The organism is Pseudomonas sp. DTU12.3, assembly GCF_004124275.1.
GTDB lineage: Bacteria > Pseudomonadota > Gammaproteobacteria > Pseudomonadales > Pseudomonadaceae > Aquipseudomonas > Aquipseudomonas helmanticensis.
Genome location: NZ_CP027218.1, coordinates 4,788,760 through 4,806,970, shown reverse-complemented (window position 1 = coordinate 4,806,970; position 18,211 = coordinate 4,788,760). Strand labels below are relative to the sequence as shown.

The 18,211-nt window shown below is 61.3% G+C and carries 18 protein-coding genes; 12 read left to right on the top strand and 6 right to left on the bottom strand.

What is annotated here, in order from left to right; genetic code table 11:
• The gene (locus C2E19_RS22020) at nucleotides 1–2,124 is read right to left on the bottom strand and encodes a TonB-dependent siderophore receptor (protein WP_129395069.1); all 2,124 of its coding nucleotides are present in this window, start codon (nucleotides 2,122–2,124) and stop codon (nucleotides 1–3) included.
• Between the two features lie 196 nt (nucleotides 2,125–2,320).
• Here C2E19_RS22020 and C2E19_RS22015 point away from each other — a divergent pair, with 196 nt between their 5' ends.
• The 9 genes from C2E19_RS22015 to C2E19_RS21975 all read left to right on the top strand — a co-directional run bounded on the left by C2E19_RS22015 (nucleotide 2,321) and on the right by C2E19_RS21975 (nucleotide 10,453).
• Nucleotides 2,321–3,346 (top strand): NAD(P)H-dependent glycerol-3-phosphate dehydrogenase, encoded by a 1,026-nt coding sequence (locus C2E19_RS22015; protein WP_129395068.1) that lies wholly within the window; start codon nucleotides 2,321–2,323, stop codon nucleotides 3,344–3,346.
• A 33-nt stretch (nucleotides 3,347–3,379) separates the two neighbouring features.
• Nucleotides 3,380–3,727 carry a DUF4389 domain-containing protein gene (locus C2E19_RS22010; RefSeq protein ID WP_129395067.1) on the top strand — a complete coding sequence of 116 codons (348 nt, stop codon included), beginning with the start codon at nucleotides 3,380–3,382 and terminating at the stop codon, nucleotides 3,725–3,727.
• Nucleotides 3,724–4,176 carry a phosphohistidine phosphatase SixA gene (gene sixA / locus C2E19_RS22005; RefSeq protein WP_095188633.1) on the top strand — a complete coding sequence of 151 codons (453 nt, stop codon included), beginning with the start codon at nucleotides 3,724–3,726 and terminating at the stop codon, nucleotides 4,174–4,176. The genes C2E19_RS22010 and sixA overlap by 4 nt, the downstream gene beginning before the upstream one ends.
• 167 nt (nucleotides 4,177–4,343) lie before the next feature.
• Entirely contained in the window at nucleotides 4,344–5,999 is a 1,656-nt protein-coding gene (locus C2E19_RS22000; protein WP_129395066.1) for an AMP-binding protein, read from the top strand.
• Nucleotides 6,000–6,030: 31 nt separating this feature from the next.
• Nucleotides 6,031–6,474, top strand: coding sequence for a hotdog fold thioesterase (locus C2E19_RS21995; protein ID WP_095051070.1), 444 nt, complete (start codon nucleotides 6,031–6,033; stop codon nucleotides 6,472–6,474).
• Between the two features lie 277 nt (nucleotides 6,475–6,751).
• Nucleotides 6,752–7,558, top strand: coding sequence for an alpha/beta fold hydrolase (locus C2E19_RS21990; protein ID WP_129395065.1), 807 nt, complete (start codon nucleotides 6,752–6,754; stop codon nucleotides 7,556–7,558).
• Complete coding sequence (locus C2E19_RS21985) at nucleotides 7,555–8,409, top strand: alpha/beta hydrolase (protein WP_129395064.1); 855 nt, start codon at nucleotides 7,555–7,557, stop codon at nucleotides 8,407–8,409. The genes C2E19_RS21990 and C2E19_RS21985 overlap by 4 nt, the downstream gene beginning before the upstream one ends.
• Nucleotides 8,410–8,524: 115 nt before the next feature.
• Nucleotides 8,525–9,331 (top strand): DUF4892 domain-containing protein, encoded by an 807-nt coding sequence (locus C2E19_RS21980; RefSeq protein WP_129395063.1) that lies wholly within the window; start codon nucleotides 8,525–8,527, stop codon nucleotides 9,329–9,331.
• A gap of 69 nt (nucleotides 9,332–9,400) precedes the next feature.
• Entirely contained in the window at nucleotides 9,401–10,453 is a 1,053-nt protein-coding gene (locus C2E19_RS21975; protein ID WP_129395062.1) for an AI-2E family transporter, read from the top strand.
• A 137-nt stretch (nucleotides 10,454–10,590) separates the two neighbouring features.
• Here C2E19_RS21975 and xopAW read toward each other — a convergent pair whose 3' ends face one another.
• From xopAW to C2E19_RS21955, 3 genes are all read right to left on the bottom strand, one after another.
• Entirely contained in the window at nucleotides 10,591–11,448 is an 858-nt protein-coding gene (xopAW, locus tag C2E19_RS21965; protein ID WP_129395061.1) for an EF-hand domain-containing protein, read from the bottom strand.
• A 231-nt stretch (nucleotides 11,449–11,679) separates the two neighbouring features.
• On the bottom strand, nucleotides 11,680–12,729 hold the full coding sequence (locus C2E19_RS21960; RefSeq protein WP_129395060.1) for a HAMP domain-containing sensor histidine kinase: 1,050 nt from the start codon (nucleotides 12,727–12,729) through the stop codon (nucleotides 11,680–11,682).
• On the bottom strand, nucleotides 12,729–13,490 hold the full coding sequence (locus C2E19_RS21955; RefSeq protein ID WP_129395059.1) for a response regulator: 762 nt from the start codon (nucleotides 13,488–13,490) through the stop codon (nucleotides 12,729–12,731). The genes C2E19_RS21960 and C2E19_RS21955 overlap by 1 nt, the downstream gene beginning before the upstream one ends.
• Before the next feature lie 283 nt (nucleotides 13,491–13,773).
• On the opposite strand from C2E19_RS21955, the gene pyrF reads away from it, so the two are divergent.
• Nucleotides 13,774–14,472, top strand: a complete 699-nt coding sequence (pyrF, locus tag C2E19_RS21950) for an orotidine-5'-phosphate decarboxylase (RefSeq protein WP_161986598.1) — start codon at nucleotides 13,774–13,776, stop codon at nucleotides 14,470–14,472.
• Between the two features lie 125 nt (nucleotides 14,473–14,597).
• Here the strand turns inward: pyrF and C2E19_RS21945 are convergent, their stop codons facing one another.
• Complete coding sequence (locus C2E19_RS21945) at nucleotides 14,598–15,605, bottom strand: NADP-dependent oxidoreductase (protein ID WP_129395058.1); 1,008 nt, start codon at nucleotides 15,603–15,605, stop codon at nucleotides 14,598–14,600.
• Complete coding sequence (locus C2E19_RS29035) at nucleotides 15,602–15,739, bottom strand: hypothetical protein (RefSeq protein ID WP_164979445.1); 138 nt, start codon at nucleotides 15,737–15,739, stop codon at nucleotides 15,602–15,604. The genes C2E19_RS21945 and C2E19_RS29035 overlap by 4 nt, the downstream gene beginning before the upstream one ends.
• A gap of 103 nt (nucleotides 15,740–15,842) precedes the next feature.
• Here C2E19_RS29035 and C2E19_RS21940 point away from each other — a divergent pair, with 103 nt between their 5' ends.
• Both C2E19_RS21940 and C2E19_RS21935 read left to right on the top strand, forming a co-directional pair.
• On the top strand, nucleotides 15,843–16,604 hold the full coding sequence (locus tag C2E19_RS21940; RefSeq protein ID WP_129395057.1) for an SDR family oxidoreductase: 762 nt from the start codon (nucleotides 15,843–15,845) through the stop codon (nucleotides 16,602–16,604).
• 188 nt (nucleotides 16,605–16,792) lie between these two features.
• Entirely contained in the window at nucleotides 16,793–18,187 is a 1,395-nt protein-coding gene (locus C2E19_RS21935) for a PLP-dependent aminotransferase family protein (protein ID WP_129395056.1), read from the top strand.
• The last annotated feature ends 24 nt before the right edge of the window (nucleotides 18,188–18,211 follow it).

Genomic DNA, 18,211 nt, shown 5'->3' with positions numbered 1-18,211 from the left:
CTAGAACTCCAGCTCGGCGCTGAAGTACATCACCCGGCGTTCGTCGTAGTTGTTATCGACGAAGGTGGTCGGCTCGTGGTCGAGGCGCTGTTGCAGCACTCCGGCCAATTGCAACTGTGCCTTGCCCAGCGGGATGCGTTTGGCGATGCGTGTGTCGACGCGTTCGAAGCGGTAGCCATTGAGCGCGTTGTCACCGTAATAGAAGAGAGCGCTGTTCCAGCCGTGGCCCCAGTCGCGCAGCCAGCCGGCGGAACCGCTGTTGCGTGAAGTGAATTGCTGATCCAGCGGATTGCTCGCCTCGGCATCGACAAAGGCGTAAGTGAAACGCAAGCGGTCGGCCCGGCTCACGCGCCAGTCGAGCTGGGTTTCAGTACCGCGAAAACGTGAGCTGTTGGCGTTGCTGGCGATGTACTGGTTATTGCGCAATGGCTCGCTGATCATCCCGGTTATTTCGTCGTAGAACAGCTTTACGTCGAGTGCCAGGCCGAGTTCGGCAAAATAGCCGTTGTAGCCCAGCTCGCGCGAGCGCATGTGTTCCTGATCAAGATCGCCCGGGCCGCGCGTCTTGACGAAGTAACGCGCCGAAGACTGTCCGTAGGCCGAGGGCCGCAGGTTGTTGACCTGATAGCTCCAGTTGACATTGTTCTCGAACATGTCTGGTGAGCGGATCGCTTCCGAGTACACCGCGCGCAGGCCATGGCGCGGATTGATCAGATAGTTGACGGCAAAGCGCGGCGTCAGCGAACTGCCGATCAGTTGCGTGTCTTCGAACATCGCCCCGCCCTGTAACAGCCAGTGTTCAGTGGCGCGCCATTCCAGTTGGCCGAACGCGCGCCACGTGGTGTCGTCCAGCGTGCCATTGAAATAGGTTTCGGAGTCGGCGCGGTCGTAACGATAGTTCATGCCGCTGACCAGACGCAGGCTGTCGGACAGGCTGAGGGTGTCCTGCAATTCCAGGTCGTAGCGCGATTCGCGGGCGCTCTGGTCGATGTCGCCGCACAGGGTCTGGCTGGCACCGTTGCGCCATTGATCGAGCACCTGATTCGCCAGGGCCATTTCCTGCGGCGTGCCGGGCGCCGCGCCGGGGCCAGTAAACCGGGTAATGTTGCGCGCCAGGCGTTCGGTGTAATTCGGATCGAGTTGCCACAGTTGGGTCAACTCCGGGCTGAACGACACCTCGGCGTCACAGGCGCGCCAGGTTTGCTGGCGATCCCAGTGTTGCGCCGAGCCTTGTATATAAAGGCTGTGTTCAGGGTTGATGTCGAGATTCCAGCGCACCGATCCGGCGTAATCCTTGGCCACCACGTCGGAATTGTTGCCAGCGGCGGTAATCCCCGAGAACACTGGACGGTAGGTGTAGGGCCGCTGGTTGCTGCCATCTTTGGCGTTGACCTGCCAGTCGAGACTCTGGTCGTCGTTGAGGCTGTGGCTGACCGCAAGACTGAAACGGTTCAGACGGCGGCTGTCACGATAATCGGCGCCGCTGCGATCAGTATCGAAACCGTCGTCTTCCTGACCGGACAGCGACAGGCGTAAATCGCCGCCATCCCAGCCAGTGCCCTGACTGGCGTAGAAATCGTTGATGCCACGTTGGCCACGGCTGTATTTCAGGCGTGTGCCGTGGCTGTCCGCCGGGTTGCGGGTGATGATGTTGACCACCGCCATCAGCGCGTTGGCGCCATAGCTGACGGTGTTCGGGCCGCGAAAGACTTCGATGCGCTCGATGTCTTCCATGGCCACCGGGATGTCACTCCAGTCCACCGTGGCCAACCCTGCGCGGTACACAGAGCGGCCGTCGATCAGTACCTGCATGCGCCGCGCTTCAGTGGCGTTGGTGCCGTGGTAATTGACCGCCGCCTGATTGCCGCTGATGTTGCCGACCATCATCCCCGGTACCAGCCGGAGCAATTCGCTGATGTCGCGGGCGCCGCTGGCGTTGATCAATTCGCTGTCGATGACGGTCATGCTCCCGGGCACTTCTGCCGGTGTCTGTTTCAGGCGCGTGGCCGTCAGCACTTGCGGCAACGTTTCGCTGTCGACAAACAGATCGTCCGCCTGCACCAGCGGGCTGAACAGCAGCGCCAGCAGCAGGGACGAACGCGGTGGGGGAGGAGCAAAAAACACAACGCAGCCTTGATCGTAAAGATTTGGCGCGCATGTTAACCGAGGGCAGCGACTTTTCCAGTCACGTTGCAGGCATTTTCCTCGGTTTTATTGGTCTTCTGCCTACAAGTGTCGGTAATTGTTGCTGGGGCTGGCCGCGACTCGGTCGCCCCGTATAATGCCGGCATCGCCACTGGTATGGATTAACGGATTGCATATGACTGAACAGCGCCCGATTGCGGTCCTGGGAGGCGGAAGTTTTGGTACCGCCGTGGCCAACCTGTTGGCCGAGAACGGCCATCAAGTCCTGCAGTGGATGCGTGACCCGGAGCAGGCCGAGGCCATCCGCGTCAATCGCGAAAACCCGCGTTACCTCAAAGGCATCAAGATTCTGCCAGGCGTGACCGCTGTCACTGACCTGCAAGCGACCCTCGACGCCTGCGATTTGTGCTTTGTCGCGCTGCCGTCCAGCGCGTTGCGCACGGTATTGGCCGCTCACGCCGAGCGCTTGCGCGGCAAGATGCTGGTCAGCCTGACCAAGGGCATCGAAGCGCAGACCTTCAAACTGATGAGCCAGATCCTCGAAGAGATCGCCCCGCAGGCACGCATCGGCGTGTTGTCCGGGCCGAACCTGGCGCGCGAGATCGCCGAACATGCGCTGACCGCGACGGTGGTCGCCAGCGAAGACGAAGAACTCTGCAAGCAAGTGCAAGCCGCTTTGCACGGTCGCACCTTCCGCGTTTACGCGAGCTCCGACCGCTTCGGCGTCGAGTTGGGCGGGGCGTTGAAAAACGTTTACGCGATCATCGCCGGCATGGCCGTCGCACTGGAGATGGGCGAGAACACCAAGAGCATGCTGATCACCCGCGCGTTGGCCGAGATGACCCGGTTTGCGGTGAATCAGGGCGCGAACCCGATGACTTTCCTCGGGCTGGCCGGCGTCGGCGATCTGATCGTCACCTGCTCGTCGCCGAAGAGCCGCAACTATCAGGTCGGTTTCGCCCTCGGTCAGGGCTTGAGCCTTGACGAGGCGGTGTCGCGCCTCGGTGAAGTCGCCGAAGGGGTTAACACCCTGAAAGTGCTCAAGGCAAAATCCCAAGAGGTCGGCGTGTACATGCCGCTGGTCGCCGGGCTGCATGCGATCCTGTTCGAAGGACGCACGCTGGAGCAGGTCATCGGTCTACTGATGCGGGCCGAACCGAAAACCGACGTCGACTTTATTTCCACCAGCGGTTTCAACTGATTCAGCGTTTATCTACGGACAGGGGAGCAAGCCATGAACGATCCGAAAACCGAAGCCAAGTACGAATCCATCCTCCTGCGTGTGCTGTGGATGATCGTCTACGTGCTGGTCTGGCAAGTGGCGCAGTTCATCCTCGGCGCGGTGGTGCTGGTGCAACTGATCTATCGTTTGATCTATGGCGCGCCGAGCGCCAGCTTGATGAATTTCGGCGACAGTCTGAGCCAGTTCCTGGCGCAGATCGGCCGTTTCGGCAGCTTTCACAGCGACCAGAAACCCTGGCCGTTCGCCGACTGGCCAGCGCCGCGTACACCGGAAGGTGAAGCGCCGCACGCCGTGCCGCCAGCGCCGCATCCGGTTCGAGATGAGGAACCCAAGCTATGAAACTCTGGGTATTGCGTCACGGTGAGGCCGTGCCTTACGGCTCGTGCCCCGACTCCGAACGGGAGCTGACCGATCACGGTCGCAAAGAAGCCTTGAGCAGCGCGGCGCGCTTGATCGGCCAGCCGCTCACGGCGATTTACGCCAGCCCTTATCTGCGCGCACAACAGACCGCGCAGATTGTTCGCGAGGCGCTGGGGTTCGAGCCGGAGATCCGTACGGTCGAGTGGCTGACGCCGGAGGTTGATCCGGACAAGGTCACCGATCAACTGGTCTCGGTGAGCAATGTGCTGCTGGTCAGCCATAACCCGCTGGTGGGCAATCTGCTGAGCTATCTGCAACATGGCGCCGGGTATCCGCCGGAGAAGGTCAGCACTGCCGGGTTGGCGGAGCTGGAAAGCCCTGAATTGCTGATTGGCTCGATGACCCTTAACAGCCTCAAACACCCTTAAAGCAAAGATCGCAGCCTTCGGCAGCTCCTACAGGAAAATGCATTCCAATGTAGGAGCTGCCGCAGGCTGCGATCTTTTGACTTTATTTCCACAGGTAAAAAAATCCAACCAAGCACTTGCTTGGTTGACTACGCTTGCTCCAGACCCAAAAAACAGGAGCGAGTCGCATGTCTGCCGCATTCCGTTTGCCGCTGGACGTGTTCTACGAACGTGAAGCGCGGCACCCGCGTCAGCGCTTTCTCGTGCAACCGATCGGCGGCGGGCAGGTCGAGACGTTGACTTGGGCGGATGTCGGTCACCAGGCCCGTTGCGCCGCACACTGGTTGCGCGCGCGGGAGTTGCCGCAAGGCAGCCATATCGCCCTGATCTCGAAAAACTGCGCACACTGGATCATCGCCGACCTCGCGATCTGGATGGCCGGGCATGTCTCGGTGCCGCTGTATCCCAACCTCACCGCCGAGTCCGTGGCGCAAGTGCTCACGCACTCGGAAAGCGTGCTGGCGTTTATTGGCAAGCTTGATGATTGGCCGAGCATGTCCAAAGGCGTGCCGGCCGATCTGCCGACCATCAGCCTGCCGCTGCACCCACCGGGCGATTTCGATTTCAACTGGGCGGACTTGCAACGCAGCTCGCCGATTCAGGACGATCCGCGTCCTGCCGCCGAGCAACTGGCGACCATCATCTATACCTCCGGCACCACAGGCTTGCCGAAAGGCGTGATGCACAGCTTTGCCAATCTCGGTTTTGCCACCACGCGCGGTACGCAATTGTTCGGGCTCAATGAGAATGACCGGCTGCTGTCGTACCTGCCGCTGTGCCACGTCGCCGAACGCATGTTCGTTGAATTGGCGTCGATCTACACCGGACAGACCGTATTCTTTGCCGAGAGCCTCGACACCTTCATCACTGACCTGAAGCGTGCACGGCCGACGGCGATGTTTGGCGTGCCGCGAATCTGGACCAAATTCCAGATGGGCGTGTACAGCAAGATCCCGGCAAAGCGCCTGGATTTTCTGCTTGGCCTGCCTTTCATCGGCAAACGGGTAGGGCACAAAGTACTCGCCGGTCTGGGGCTGGACGCTTTGCGCGTGGCGTTGTCCGGCGCGGCGCCGGTGCCGCAGACCTTGCTCGGTTGGTATCAGAAACTCGGGCTCGACGTGCTAGAGGTCTACGGCATGACCGAGAGCTGCGGTTATTCGCACATCTGCCTGCCGGGGCAATACAAACAAGGCTGGATCGGTAAACCGTGCCCGGATGTCGAGGTACGCATCGATGAGTCCGGAGAGGTGCAGGTGCGCAGTCAGGCGAACATGCTCGGCTACTTCAAGGAGCCGCAGAAAACCGCCGAGACCCTGACCAGCGACGGCTTTCTGCGCACTGGCGACAAGGGCGAGCAGGATGCCGAAGGGAGTCTGCGCCTGACCGGACGGCTCAAGGAAATCTTCAAGACCAGCAAAGGCAAATACGTCGCCCCGGCGCCGATCGAGAATCGGCTGGCGGTGCATTCGCGAATCGAACAAGTGTGCGTGGTCGGCGATGGCCTGAGCGCGCCGCTGGGGCTGTGCGTGCTGTCGACGGTCAGTCAGGAGGAGGGCCGGGCGAGCCTGCATTCGAGCCTGGAAAAACTCCTGGAAGAGGTCAATGCCGTGCTCGACAAGCACGAACGCCTGCGCCGGCTGGTGGTGGTCAAGGACAGCTGGGCAGTGGAGAACGGCTTTCTCACGCCGACCCTGAAAATCAAACGCAACGTCATTGAAGACACTTACGGCGCCCGCTTCGAGGAATGGAGCGAGCGCAGTGAGGCGGTGCTGTGGCAGGATTGAGCGACGACCAAAACAACCAAGGAAGTCTGCGATGAGCTTGTGGCGTACCACTCCCAACATCGAGCAGTTGAACGCGATCCAGAAGAACACCATCGGTGAAGTGCTGGACATCCGCTTCGAAGCGTTCGACGAAGAATCGCTGACCGCGAGCATGGTCATCGACCATCGCACACACCAGCCTTACGGCTTGCTGCACGGCGGCGCGTCGGTGGTGCTGGCGGAAACCGTCGGCTCCATGGCCAGTTACCTGTGCATCGATGCCAGCAAGTTTTATTGCGTGGGGCTTGAGATCAATGCCAACCATTTGCGCGGCTTGCGCAGTGGGCGGGTGACGGCGGTGGCTAAGCCGATTCATATCGGGCGGACCACGCACGTGTGGGATATCCGCTTGACCAGCGATGAGGGCAAGGCCAGTTGTGTGTCGCGGTTGACCATGGCTGTGGTGCCGCTGGGTGAGCAGCCACCCTCACCCTAACCCTCTCCCAGAGGGAGAGGGGACTGAACGGGCTGGATGTTCGAGTTGTGCCGACCTGAGTTATCGAGCCGAACTCAGGTTTTGAAATTCATGCAGATCTGCTCCCTTTCCCCCTCGCCCCCTTGGGGGAGAGGGTTGGGGTGAGGGGGGAAGCAATCTCCCTGACACACCATCACGCTGACCGGACTGTCATCATTCCTGGCAGTTACGGTCGTTGCTGTGGGACGCGGTCTTACGGACAATCAACGCCACGTTCTCCGCTCATGGATTCTCCGGTATGTCGCAACCGATCTTTTTCGCCCACGCCAACGGGTTTCCTTCGGGCACCTATGGCAAGTTGTTCGCGGCGCTGGCGCCCGAGTACCGGGTCGCGCATCTGGAGCAACACGCCCATGACCCGCGTTTTCCGGCGGACGACAACTGGTACAACCTGGTGGATGAGTTGATCCATCACCTGCAACAGCAGGATCAACCGGTGTGGGGTGTCGGCCATTCCTTCGGCGGTGTGCTGCATCTGCACGCGGCGCTGCGTTGCCCTGAGCTGTATCGCGGCGTGGTGATGCTCGATTCGCCAGTGCTGACCCGTACCGATCAATGGGTGATCCGTGCCGCCAAGCGCTTTGGTTTCATCGACAAACTGACGCCGGCCGGGCGCACATTGGGCCGGCGTGAAGAGTTCGCCGATCTCGACAGTGCGCGCAGCTACTTTGCCGGTAAAACGCTGTTTCGGGGATTCGATCCGGAATGCTTCGATGCCTACCTGCAACACGGCTTGCACCAGGTCGGCGACAAGCTGCGCCTGCGTTTCGATCCAGCCACTGAAATCAGCATCTATCGTGGCGTGCCACACACCAGCCCAGGCCGCACCCGACAATTGCAGGTGCCACTGGCGGTGGTGCGCGGGCACAAGAGCCGCGTGGTCATGCGTCATCACACCCGCTTCGTTTCGCGTCTGGCACAAGGCGAGGCGTTGAGCATGCCCGGCGGGCACATGTTCCCGCTGGAGCGTCCGCAGGACACCGCGCGGCTGTTGAAGAACCTGTTTGCCCGTTGGGAAAACCGTCTGGACAAGGATTGCGCATGAGCCCGACCTTCGAAGAAGTGCGCCTGAGCCTGCCGCATATCGAGCTGGCGGCGCATTTGTTCGGCCCCGAGGACGGTTTGCCGGTCATTGCCCTGCATGGCTGGCTCGACAACGCCAACAGCTTCGCGCGGTTGGCGCCGAAGCTCAAAGGCTTGCGCATCATCGCCCTGGACATGGCCGGACACGGGCATTCCGCGCATCGGCCAAAGGGCGCCGGTTATGCGTTGTGGGATTACGCCCATGACGTCCTGCAAGTCGCCGAACAACTCGGCTGGAAGCGTTTCGGCCTGCTTGGGCATTCAATGGGCGCGATCGTGTCCATGGTGTTGGCGGGATCGATGCCGGAGCGCATCAGCCATCTGGCGTTGATCGACGGCGTGATTCCTCCTACAGACAAAGGCGAAAACGCTGCCGAGCGCATGGGCATGGCCCTACAGGCGCAGCTGGATCTGCGTGAGAAACGCAAACCGGTCTACAGCACCCTCGACCGCGCCATCGAAGCGCGGATGAAAGGGCTGGTCGCGGTCAGTCGTGAGGCGGCGGAACTGTTGGCGCAGCGCGGATTGATGCCGGTACCTGGCGGCTACACCTGGCGCAGCGACAATCGCCTGACCCTGGCATCCCCGCTGCGGCTGACCGAGGAACAGGCGATGGCGTTCGTGGCGCGCATCGGTTGTCCGGCGCAATTGGTGGTCGCGGCCGACGGCATGCTGGCCAAACATCCACAGCTGCTGGAACGTCTACCCTTTAGCAGGGAACAGCTGCCGGGCGGGCACCATTTGCACCTGAACGATGAGGCCGGCGCGAGTCTTGTCGCAGACTGTTTCAATCGCTTCTTCGCCATTCCTTGACTTGCCGTTGGCAACTGTCGAGGCTGGGCGGGTTGAAATGGGAGACAACCACGATGGATATCTATACCGCTACGACCCCGCCTAGCCAAGCCATGCCGATCCGATGAGGCTGCCCATGCGGTCACTCAGTCTGCTGGCGCTGTGCTGTTTCAGTTCCCTTCCGTTCGCTGCCGATGTGTCGGGCAGCCAGGATTTGCAGATCGTGCCACGTCTGGCCGATGCGCAAATCGTCGACTATCGCCCTCCGGCCGAGCTGGAGCGTATCTATCCGTTGGGCGCGATCCGCAAGATCAGCGGCCAGTTACGCTTCGACGGCCAGGTCACTGCGCGTGGCCAGACCACCTCGGTGACCTACGAGTTGCCACCCGAACATTCCGCCACCGAGGCCTTTACCGCTGCCCGCGAAGCCTTGCAAAAGCAGGACGCCGAGTTGCTGTTCTGGTGTCAGGCCCGCGATTGTGGCGAAAGCAGCCTGTGGGCCAACGAAGTGTTCGGTAATTCCAAGCTGTACGGCGCCGACGAGCAGCAGGCGTATCTGTTGCTGAGGTTGGCGGCGCCGAAAGACAACACGCTGGTGGCGCTCTACAGCATCACTCGCGGCAATCGCAAAGCCTATCTGCATGTCGAGCAGTTCGAAGCGGTGGCACCGCTGGGCGAGTTGCTGCCGACCTCGGCGACCCTGTTGCGCCAACTCAAAAGTACCGGCGAACTGGATTTCCCGAAATTGGTGAATGATCCCGACGACACCTGGTTGCGCCTGATTTCCCGTGGCCTGAACCTCGACACGACATTGCGCGTGACGGTTTCCGGGCCCAAGGCCGAAGCCTGGCGCCAGGCCCTGATCAATCAGGGCGTGCGTGCTGCGCGGATGGAAACCGCCAGTGTCGACGGTGCCGGTCTGCGCATCGACCTGTTGCGGTAAGCTCTGCCGGGCGAGCACGCGCGGCGTGTTCGCCTACTCTTGGCCTGACTGACTTTTTCGGAATCCTACATGCTCAATAACGATCGCCTGCTGGTGCAGATCCTGCTTCTGGTGTTGTTCGGCGCCAGCCTGTGGGTGATGGCGCCGTTCTGGTCGGCGCTGTTCTGGGGCGCGGTGCTGGCGTTCGCCAGTTGGCCACTGATGCGCCTGTTGACCCGCTGGCTGAATGGTCGCGAATCGTTGGCGGCGGCGATTTTGACCTTGGGCTGGATGCTGCTGGTGGCGGCACCCCTGGTCTGGCTGGGGTTCAACCTGGCCGACCATGTGCGCGATGCCACAGCGTTCATCAAGGATGTGCAGGTCGATGGCTTGCCGGAAGCGCCGGTATGGCTGGGGACTGTGCCGTTTGTCGGCGAGCGGCTGGTCGGCCTCTGGAACAGCATCGATCAGCAGGGCGCGGCACTGATGGTCTCGGTCAAACCGTATCTGGGGCAGGTCGGCAACTGGCTGCTGGCGCGCAGTGCGCAGATCGGCGGCGGGATTCTCGAGCTGACGCTGAGCATTGTCTTCGTGTTCTTTTTCTACCGTGACGGTCCGCGCCTGGCCGCTTTCGTGCACAGCCTGCTGCAGCGCCTGATCGGTGAACGCGCCGGCTATTACATCGAACTGGTGGCCGGTACGGTGCAGCGGGTGGTCAACGGGGTCATCGGCACGGCAGCGGCGCAGGCGATTCTGGCATTGATCGGGTTTTTGATTGCCGGGGTGCCGGGTGCGCTGGTGTTGGGGATCGTGACGTTTCTGCTGAGCCTGATTCCGATGGGCCCGCCGTTGGTGTGGGTGCCCGCTACGGCCTGGCTGGCGTGGAAAGGTGAATATGGAATGGCGGTGTTTCTCGGGATCTGGGGGACGTTTGTCATCAGTGGCGTGGATAACGTGCTCAAGCCGTATCTGATCAGCCGCGGGGGCAATTTGCCGTTGGTGATTGTGTTGCTTGGGGTGTTCGGCGGGTTGATTGCGTTTGGCTTTATCGGGCTGTTTATCGGGCCTACGTTATTGGCGGTGGCTTATAGCTTGTTGACGGACTGGAGCAAGAGCCAGGGGCGGGTCGAGGAACGGCGGTAACCGATAACCAGGTTGGGAACACGGCATTTGCACATCCCTCCCTGTAGGCGCTGCCGAAGGCTGCGATCTTTTGATCCTGGTTTTCAATAGCAAGAGCAAAAGATCGCAGCCTTCGGCAGCGCCTACAGGGGCAGATTTTACGTGGCGACGTTGAGGTATTTGCCGACCGAGGCAGTGTTGTCGAGTGAGTACTGTTTGCTCAGGTTGGCGATCATGCGATTCAGCGCTTCGGTGGTGCTTTGGGTCGCGGCGGTCTGTTCTTCATCCGGGCGTTCGCGGCCGGCGTGTAAAGCGGCTTTCAATTCGTCGCTGCTGACGCCACCGCTGCTGTCGCTATCCAGAACCTTGAGCAATGCTGCGCTGGTATCGGTGCTGGTCGTTGCAGTGCTGCTGTCGCTGGCCTGCAGCGCGCTGTTCAGTTCGGTGGCGGTTACGTTGCCATCACCGTCGGCGTCGAGTTGGCTGAACAGTTCGCCGCTGTTGATTTGTGGCGGTGGCGGCGGTGGCGGGGTCAGGCTGGCGGTGAGTTCGTCCTGGCTGACGGTGCCGTCCTTGTTCTTGTCGAGGGCGGAAAAGATTTCGTTGCTGTCGGCGGTGCTGCCGGCGCTGGTCAGGCCGCTGCTCAGTTCGTCGCTACTGATGGCGCCGTCGCCGTCAGTGTCGAGGGCGCTGATCAGGGCGTCAGCGAGGTCGGTGTTCGGTGCTTGATCTTGTGGCGGCGGCGGTGGCGGCGCCATGGCGGTCATTTCTTCGGCGCTGAGGCTGCCGCTGTCGTCGCTGTCGAGATCGCCAAATTGTTTGCTCAGATTGACCAGCAGGCCGTCGTCGGACTTCTGCGACAGGGCGCTTTTCAGTTCGTCCTGATCCACTGCGCCATCGCCGTTACTGTCGAGCTTGGCGAACAGTTCTTTTTGCAGTTGCTGGCTGCGCGAGTTTTGCGTGGCGTTGCTGCTGGTGCTGGTATAGCTCGTGTAGTTGCTGACGCTACCGATCATCGGACTCACTCCCTGGAATGGAAAACCGGTGGGTGTACCGGCTTATGCAGCGTCAGGGCGCAAGTTGTCGGCGGTATGTGAGATTTGTACCGGTTGGTACACAGACAGCCGGACCACCACAACTCTGTGGGAGCGGGCTTGCTCGCGAAGGCGGTGTGTCAGTCAAATCATTGTGGCCTGACCCATCGCCTTCGCGAGCAAGCCCGCTCCCACAAGGGGGTAGTGGTGTTCTCAGGATCGTGGCAGGCGGATGATGGCCGTGAGACCGCCGCCGGGGGTTTCTTCCAGGTTCAGTTGTCCGCCCAGTCGTTGCGCCGCCTCGCGGGCAATGGTCATGCCCAGGCCCACGCCACCGGAATTGCGATTACGCGAACCTTCCAGGCGATAAAACGGCTCGAACACGGCTTCACGCTTGTCCTCGGCAATCCCCGGGCCGTGGTCGATCACGCGGATCAGCAGTTGTTCGCGCTGATCCAGCAGTTCAATCCGTGCCTGCCCGGCATAGCGCAGAGCGTTGTCCATCAGGTTGTTGATGCACGAACGCAGCGCCATCGGCTGTACCGGCAGCGGGGCGCAATGGCCGCTGACTTGCACGTCTGCGTTCTGATCCTGAGCGTTTTCGCACAGCGACTCGACCAACGCCTGCACGTCCATCAACTGCAAGGCTTCGCTGGTGCGTTGTTCGTGCAGGTAGGTGAGGGTGGCGTCGAGCATGCCGATCATGTCGTCCAGATCCTGACGCATCTGGCCTTGCAGCTTTTCATCGCTGATGTTTTCCAGGCGCAGTTTCAGGCGTGACAGGGGCGTGCGCAGGTCGTGCGATACCGCACCGAGCATGCGCGCACGCTGCTGCACCTGTTCGCGGATACGTTGCTGCATCAGATTGAAAGTGTGCGCCGCTTGCCGGGCTTCTTTCGGACCAGACTCGTCGAGCGGTGCACTGTCGAGGTTTTCACTCAGGCGTTCGGCGGCGTCGCTCAGGCGCTGGATGGGTCGACTCAACAGTTTGGCGCCGTACCACGCGGCGATCATCAGCGAGATGAACTGAAACGTCAGCGGCACCACCGGGCCACCGAACCATGGCCGCGGAGGTCGTTGCGGGTAACGCGGATCCGGCATCGGCCGTTGCCCTTCGACACCTTGGGAAAACTCCGGCGGCGGTGGCGGCGGGGGCGGGCCGTAGAGGTGAAACCAGGTGAACGCGAGCAAGTGCGCCAGGACGATCGCCGCGAACAGCATGCCAAACAGGCGGCCGAACAGCGTGTCGAAGCGCGCTCGCATCAGCCAATGTCTCTTGCGTCGAACAAGTAACCTTCACCGCGCACGGTCTTGATCAACTGCGGGGCTTTCGGATCGTCGCCGAGCTTCTGGCGCAGGCGCGAGACCAGCAGATCGATGCTGCGGTCGAAGGCCTCGATCGAGCGACCTCGGGCGGCGTCGAGCAGTTGTTCGCGGCTGAGTACCCGGCGCGGGCGTTCGATAAACACCCAGAGCAGGCGGAATTCGGCGTTGGACAGCGGCACCACCAGGCCGTTGTCGGCGATCAATTGGCGCAGCACGCTGTTCAGGCGCCAGTTGTCGAAGCGAATGTTCGCCCGTTGCTCGGTACGGTCGTCACGCACCCGCCGCAGGATGGTCTGGATGCGCGCCACCAGCTCGCGCGGCTCGAACGGTTTGGCCATGTAGTCATCGGCGCCGAGTTCGAGGCCGATGATGCGGTCGGTGGGTTCGCAGCGGGCGGTGAGCATCAGGATCGGGATGTCCGATTCGGCGCGCAGCCAGCGGCACAGCGAGAGGCCGTCTTCGCCCGGCAGCATCAGGTCGAGCACGACAACGTCGAAATGTTCGGCCTGCATCGCCTGACGCATCGCTGCGCCATCGGTGACGCCGCTGGCGTGGATGTTGAAGCGCGCGAGGTAGTCGATCATCAGCTCGCGGATCGGCACGTCATCGTCGACGATCAGCGCACGAATGCTCCAGCGCTTGTCGTCTTTAGGCTCATCAGTCGCGGTCGTTTGGGTGTTGTGCATGGGGCTGTTCATCTGCCAGTAGGCCGCCAACCACAAAGATGGGCTGCGAGGTTGTGGTTTCAGCATAGGCGTCCGGCCGTGAGGCGGGAAGTGCTGATGTAAGGACGTGTTGCGGCTGGCGAGGCTAGCGCCGGTGCTTGTTGCTGGCATGTCGGTTGTGTATCGGAGTCGACACAATAGCAGCGGGCGCTATGCTGATCACGGTTGGTGCGACGATTTACCGATCATCGGGTGCCGCGCCGCCGCCGGTTCCGCTACAATGCGCGCCGATTTCGACCTGCCTGAGAGCCCATTCATGTCCGCCTGCCAGACTCCTATCATCGTCGCCCTGGATTTCCCCACCCGTGACGCCGCACTGAAGCTGGCCGACCAGTTGGACCCAAAACTGTGCCGGGTCAAAGTGGGCAAGGAACTGTTCACCAGTTGCGCCGCGGAAATCGTCGGCACCCTGCGTGACAAGGGTTTTGAAGTATTCCTCGACCTGAAATTCCACGACATTCCCAACACCACCGCGATGGCCGTGAAAGCCGCTGCCGAGATGGGCGTGTGGATGGTCAACGTGCATTGCTCCGGCGGCATGCGCATGATGGCTGCCTGCCGTGAAGAGCTGGACAAGCGCAGCGGCCCGCAGCCACTGCTGATCGGCGTCACCGTGCTGACCTCGATGGAGCGTGAAGACCTCGCCGGGATCGGTCTGGATATCGAGCCGCAGGAACAAGTCTTGCGTCTGGCGGCACTGGCCGAGAAGGCCGGGATGGATGGTCTGGTGTGTTCGGCGCTGGAAGCCACGGCACTGAAAACCGCGCACCCGTCGCTGCAACTGGTGACTCCGGGGATTCGCCCGGCGGGCAGTGCGCAGGACGATCAGCGCCGCATCCTGACCCCGCGTCAGGCGCTGGACGCCGGTTCCGATTACCTGGTGATCGGCCGTCCGATCAGCCAGGCGGCCGATCCGGCCAAGGCGCTGGCTTCGGTCGTAGCCGAAATCGCCTAAGCAAGCACCGCATAACCCTGTGGGAGTGAGCCTGCTCGCGATAGCGGTGTGTCAAACAACGTTAATGTTGACTGACACTCCGCTATCGCGAGCAGGCTCACTCCCACCTTGGTTTTGTGGTGGCTTTAAACCTTCAGCACCAACTTGCCAAAATTCTCCCCGCTGAACAATTTCATCAGCGTCTCCGGGAAGGTCTCCAGGCCTTCGACGATGTCTTCCTTGCTCTTGAGCTGCCCCTTGGCCATCCAGCCGGCCATTTCCTGCGCCGCGCTCGCGTATTGCGCCGCGTAGTCCATCACCACAAAGCCTTCCATGCGCGCACGATTGACCAGCAGCGACAGGTAATTGGCCGGGCCCTTGACCGCCTCTTTGTTGTTGTTGTACTGGCTGATGGCGCCGCAGATCACCACGCGTGCCTTCATGTTCAGGCGACTCAGGACTGCATCGAGGATGTCACCGCCGACGTTGTCGAAATACACGTCCACGCCTTTCGGGCATTCGCGCTTGAGGCCGGCGATTACGTCTTCGTGCTTGTAGTCGATGGCGCCGTCGAAACCCAGCTCATCGATGAGGAACTTGCACTTGTCGGCACCGCCGGCGATCCCCACCACGCGGCAGCCTTTGATCTTGGCGATCTGCCCGGCAATGCTGCCCACCGCACCCGCCGCCCCGGACAGCACCACGGTGTCGCCAGCCTTCGGTGCGCCGACATCGAGCAGGGCGAAGTAGGCGGTCATGCCAGTCATGCCCAATGCCGACAGATACACCGGCAACGGTGCCAGTTTCGGGTCGACTTTATAGAAGCCTCTTGGCTCGCCGAGGAAATAATCCTGCACGCCGATGGCGCCGTTGACGTAGTCGCCGACCGCAAAGCCCGGATTGTTCGACGCGACGACTTTGCCTACACCCAAGGCGCGCATGACCTCTCCGATACCGACCGGCGGGATGTAGGACTTGCCCTCGTTCATCCAGCCACGCATGGCCGGGTCGAGGGACAGGTATTCGTTCTTGACCAGAATCTGTCCCGCCGCCGGTTCGCCGACCGGTACTTCCTGATAGGTAAAGGTCTCGCGGGTCGCGGCGCCCACCGGGCGTTTGGCGAGCAGGAACTGGCGATTGGTCTGGGAGGTCATGGCAGGCACTCGAATTGAATGAAGCCTTGTTGATAGACCCTAAGCGCCGATGTCGCAAGGTTGGCTGATGAGGCGAATGCACGCCGATCCAGTGCAGTGATGATCACCACCACCGGTTTATCACCGCCACGCATGGGCACATAAACAGCCTTTTGATAGTGCTGACGCCGGACAACCCGCTGTGGCTATGCTGCAACGCTAAGCATCCCCTGCATCTTTGCGTTCGAGGACACAACAATGAGCATGACGTTTTCCGGTCAGGTTGCCGTAGTCACAGGCGCGGCTAACGGCATCGGCCGAGCAACCGCCCAGGCGTTTGCTGCCGAAGGTCTGAAGGTGGTGGTCGCCGATCTCGATACCGCAGGGGGCGAGGGCACGGTGGCGCTGATTCGTACAGCCGGCGGCGAAGCGACCTTCGTCCGTTGCAACGTTACCGTCGAGAGCGAAGTGAAAAATCTGATGGACGAGGTGATCAATACCTACGGCCGTCTCGACTACGCCTTCAACAATGCCGGCATCGAAATCGAGAAAGGCAAACTGGCCGAAGGTTCGATGGACGAGTTTGACGCGATCATCGGCGTCAACGTCAAAGGCGTCTGGCTGTGCATGAAGTATCAGTTGCCGCTGTTGCTGGCCCAGGGCGGTGGCGCGATCGTCAACACCGCGTCGGTGGCCGGCCTGGGCGCGGCGCCGAAGATGAGTATCTACGCGGCGTCGAAGCACGCGGTGATTGGCCTGACCAAATCTGCGGCGATCGAGTACGCGAAGAAGAAAATTCGCGTCAACGCGGTGTGCCCGGCGGTGATTGATACCGATATGTTCCGCCGCGCCTACGAGGCTGATCCGAAGAAGGCTGAGTTCGCCAATGCCATGCACCCGGTCGGCCGCATCGGCAAGGTCGAGGAGATCGCCAGCGCCGTGCTGTATCTGTGCAGCGATGGCGCGGCATTCACCACCGGTCATTCGCTGGCGGTGGACGGTGGCGTCACTGCGTTCTGAGCATTTATGCAAGGAAAAAGCCCGCATTCGTGCGGGCTTTTTCATGCCTGTCGTTCAGTTCCGTGAATCCGCCAAGCAATGTGTATCAAATGGTTAGAAAGGTCGCTTTTGACGGCTTTGTCGCACAGGCTGTGTGGCATGGCTGTGATTTACTGCCGCCAGCAAAACGGACAGGAGTTTGCGTGCTCATGGAATTGAGAATTGACCGACAGGCAATGGTGCCAGTCGTACAGCAGATTGTTGACGGAGTGATCGACTGGATCGCGCGAAGTACCGTGCCACCCGCTACACGCTTGCCTTCGGTACGGGAAATTGCACGCAGCAATCTGCTCAGTCAGTCGTGCGTCGCTCAGGCCTGTGAACGCCTGGTGGCACAAGGGGTTCTGGCGCCTCGACATGGCTCGGGATTCATGGTCGCTGCTGCGCCGCGTTGTGCAGTCAATGCGCCGCTGCCGGCGAGTCTTGATCGGGTTCGACCAGAGGCGGCAAAGGCTTATGGTTTAGCGCAAAAGCTGAATCTCGGTGATGGCGGCTTGCCTGAAAGCTGGCGTGAGTCCGACGACTTGAGCTATGCGATTGGTCAGGTCGCTCGCACGGACATGAGCAGCCTGTTCAACTACAGCACGTCACTCGGTCTGCCGGCGCTGCGCGAACAGATCGTCAAGCGCCTGAAAATGATCAGTGTCCAGGCCGGCGAAGCGCAGATCATGACCACTGGCGGCGCGACCCAAGCCCTTGATCTGATCGTGCGCACGCTGCTCAAGGCCGGTGATTACGTGGTGGTCGAGAACCCTGGGTATGCGCCACTGTTCGATCTTCTGCGATTGCACGGTGTACATCTGCTCGAAGTCCGCCGCACCCCGAACGGGCCTGACACGGCTGCACTGGCAAGCGTGCTGGAGCAGTTCCGCCCCGTGGCAATGTTCATCAACAGTCATCATCACAATCCCACCGGCTCCTGTCTGAGTCCGTCCGTGGCCGAGCGGATCCTGCAGTTGTGCAATGCCAGTGATGTGCGGCTGATCGAAGACGATGTCTACGCCGACTTGCACAATGGCAACGGCACTCGGTTGGCGGCACTGGATCAACGAGTGATTTACATCGGCAGTTTTTCGAAAACCCTGAGCAGCTCATTGCGTGTGGGTTTCGTATTTGCCGACCTTGAACTGATCGCTCGGCTGGCGCGGGTCAAGATGATCAGCAGTTCCGGCTGTTCAGGTTTCAACGAGGCGGTGTTGGCCAACCTCTTGGCCAGCGGCGCCTACCGCAAGCTGGTGCATCGGCAGCGCCAGCGCTTGAATGTCGACCGTGCCGCCGCGTTGCAAGTACTCGAAGACGCCGAATGGGAGGTATTCGGCAAGCCGTGCGGTGGCTTGTTCATCTGGGCGCGTTCGCCAGTTGCCGATCCCGCCCGTTTGCGTCGTCAGGCGCTCGGCAACGGTGTAGCGCTTGCTGCGGCGGGGGCATTCAGTCCCAGTGGCGAAGTCTGCGAGTGGCAGCGGATCAATGTCGCGTACGCCTGCGACCCCCGTGCCCGGCAGTTTTTCCGCAGCACCCGCGTGGATCGACCTCAAGCGTTCTGAAAACGACGCGGGCGTAGCTTTTTG

What these genes read in the sequence shown, in the direction of transcription:
- C2E19_RS21980 (WP_129395063.1), top strand. Translation starts at nt 8,525, where the DNA reads ATGCGGTCACTCAGTCTGCTGGCGCTGTGCTGTTTCAGTTCCCTTCCG.
- xopAW (WP_129395061.1), bottom strand. Translation starts at nt 11,448, where the DNA reads ATGATCGGTAGCGTCAGCAACTACACGAGCTATACCAGCACCAGCAGC.
- C2E19_RS21945 (WP_129395058.1), bottom strand. Translation starts at nt 15,605, where the DNA reads ATGACCTCCCAGACCAATCGCCAGTTCCTGCTCGCCAAACGCCCGGTG.
- C2E19_RS21985 (WP_129395064.1), top strand. Translation starts at nt 7,555, where the DNA reads ATGAGCCCGACCTTCGAAGAAGTGCGCCTGAGCCTGCCGCATATCGAG.
- C2E19_RS21955 (WP_129395059.1), bottom strand. Translation starts at nt 13,490, where the DNA reads ATGAACAGCCCCATGCACAACACCCAAACGACCGCGACTGATGAGCCT.
- pyrF (WP_161986598.1), top strand. Translation starts at nt 13,774, where the DNA reads ATGTCCGCCTGCCAGACTCCTATCATCGTCGCCCTGGATTTCCCCACC.
- C2E19_RS29035 (WP_164979445.1), bottom strand. Translation starts at nt 15,739, where the DNA reads ATGCGTGGCGGTGATAAACCGGTGGTGGTGATCATCACTGCACTGGAT.
- C2E19_RS21995 (WP_095051070.1), top strand. Translation starts at nt 6,031, where the DNA reads ATGAGCTTGTGGCGTACCACTCCCAACATCGAGCAGTTGAACGCGATC.
- C2E19_RS21940 (WP_129395057.1), top strand. Translation starts at nt 15,843, where the DNA reads ATGAGCATGACGTTTTCCGGTCAGGTTGCCGTAGTCACAGGCGCGGCT.
- C2E19_RS21975 (WP_129395062.1), top strand. Translation starts at nt 9,401, where the DNA reads ATGCTCAATAACGATCGCCTGCTGGTGCAGATCCTGCTTCTGGTGTTG.
- C2E19_RS22015 (WP_129395068.1), top strand. Translation starts at nt 2,321, where the DNA reads ATGACTGAACAGCGCCCGATTGCGGTCCTGGGAGGCGGAAGTTTTGGT.
- sixA (WP_095188633.1), top strand. Translation starts at nt 3,724, where the DNA reads ATGAAACTCTGGGTATTGCGTCACGGTGAGGCCGTGCCTTACGGCTCG.
- C2E19_RS21960 (WP_129395060.1), bottom strand. Translation starts at nt 12,729, where the DNA reads ATGCGAGCGCGCTTCGACACGCTGTTCGGCCGCCTGTTTGGCATGCTG.
- C2E19_RS21935 (WP_129395056.1), top strand. Translation starts at nt 16,793, where the DNA reads ATGGAATTGAGAATTGACCGACAGGCAATGGTGCCAGTCGTACAGCAG.
- C2E19_RS22010 (WP_129395067.1), top strand. Translation starts at nt 3,380, where the DNA reads ATGAACGATCCGAAAACCGAAGCCAAGTACGAATCCATCCTCCTGCGT.
- C2E19_RS22000 (WP_129395066.1), top strand. Translation starts at nt 4,344, where the DNA reads ATGTCTGCCGCATTCCGTTTGCCGCTGGACGTGTTCTACGAACGTGAA.
- C2E19_RS21990 (WP_129395065.1), top strand. Translation starts at nt 6,752, where the DNA reads ATGTCGCAACCGATCTTTTTCGCCCACGCCAACGGGTTTCCTTCGGGC.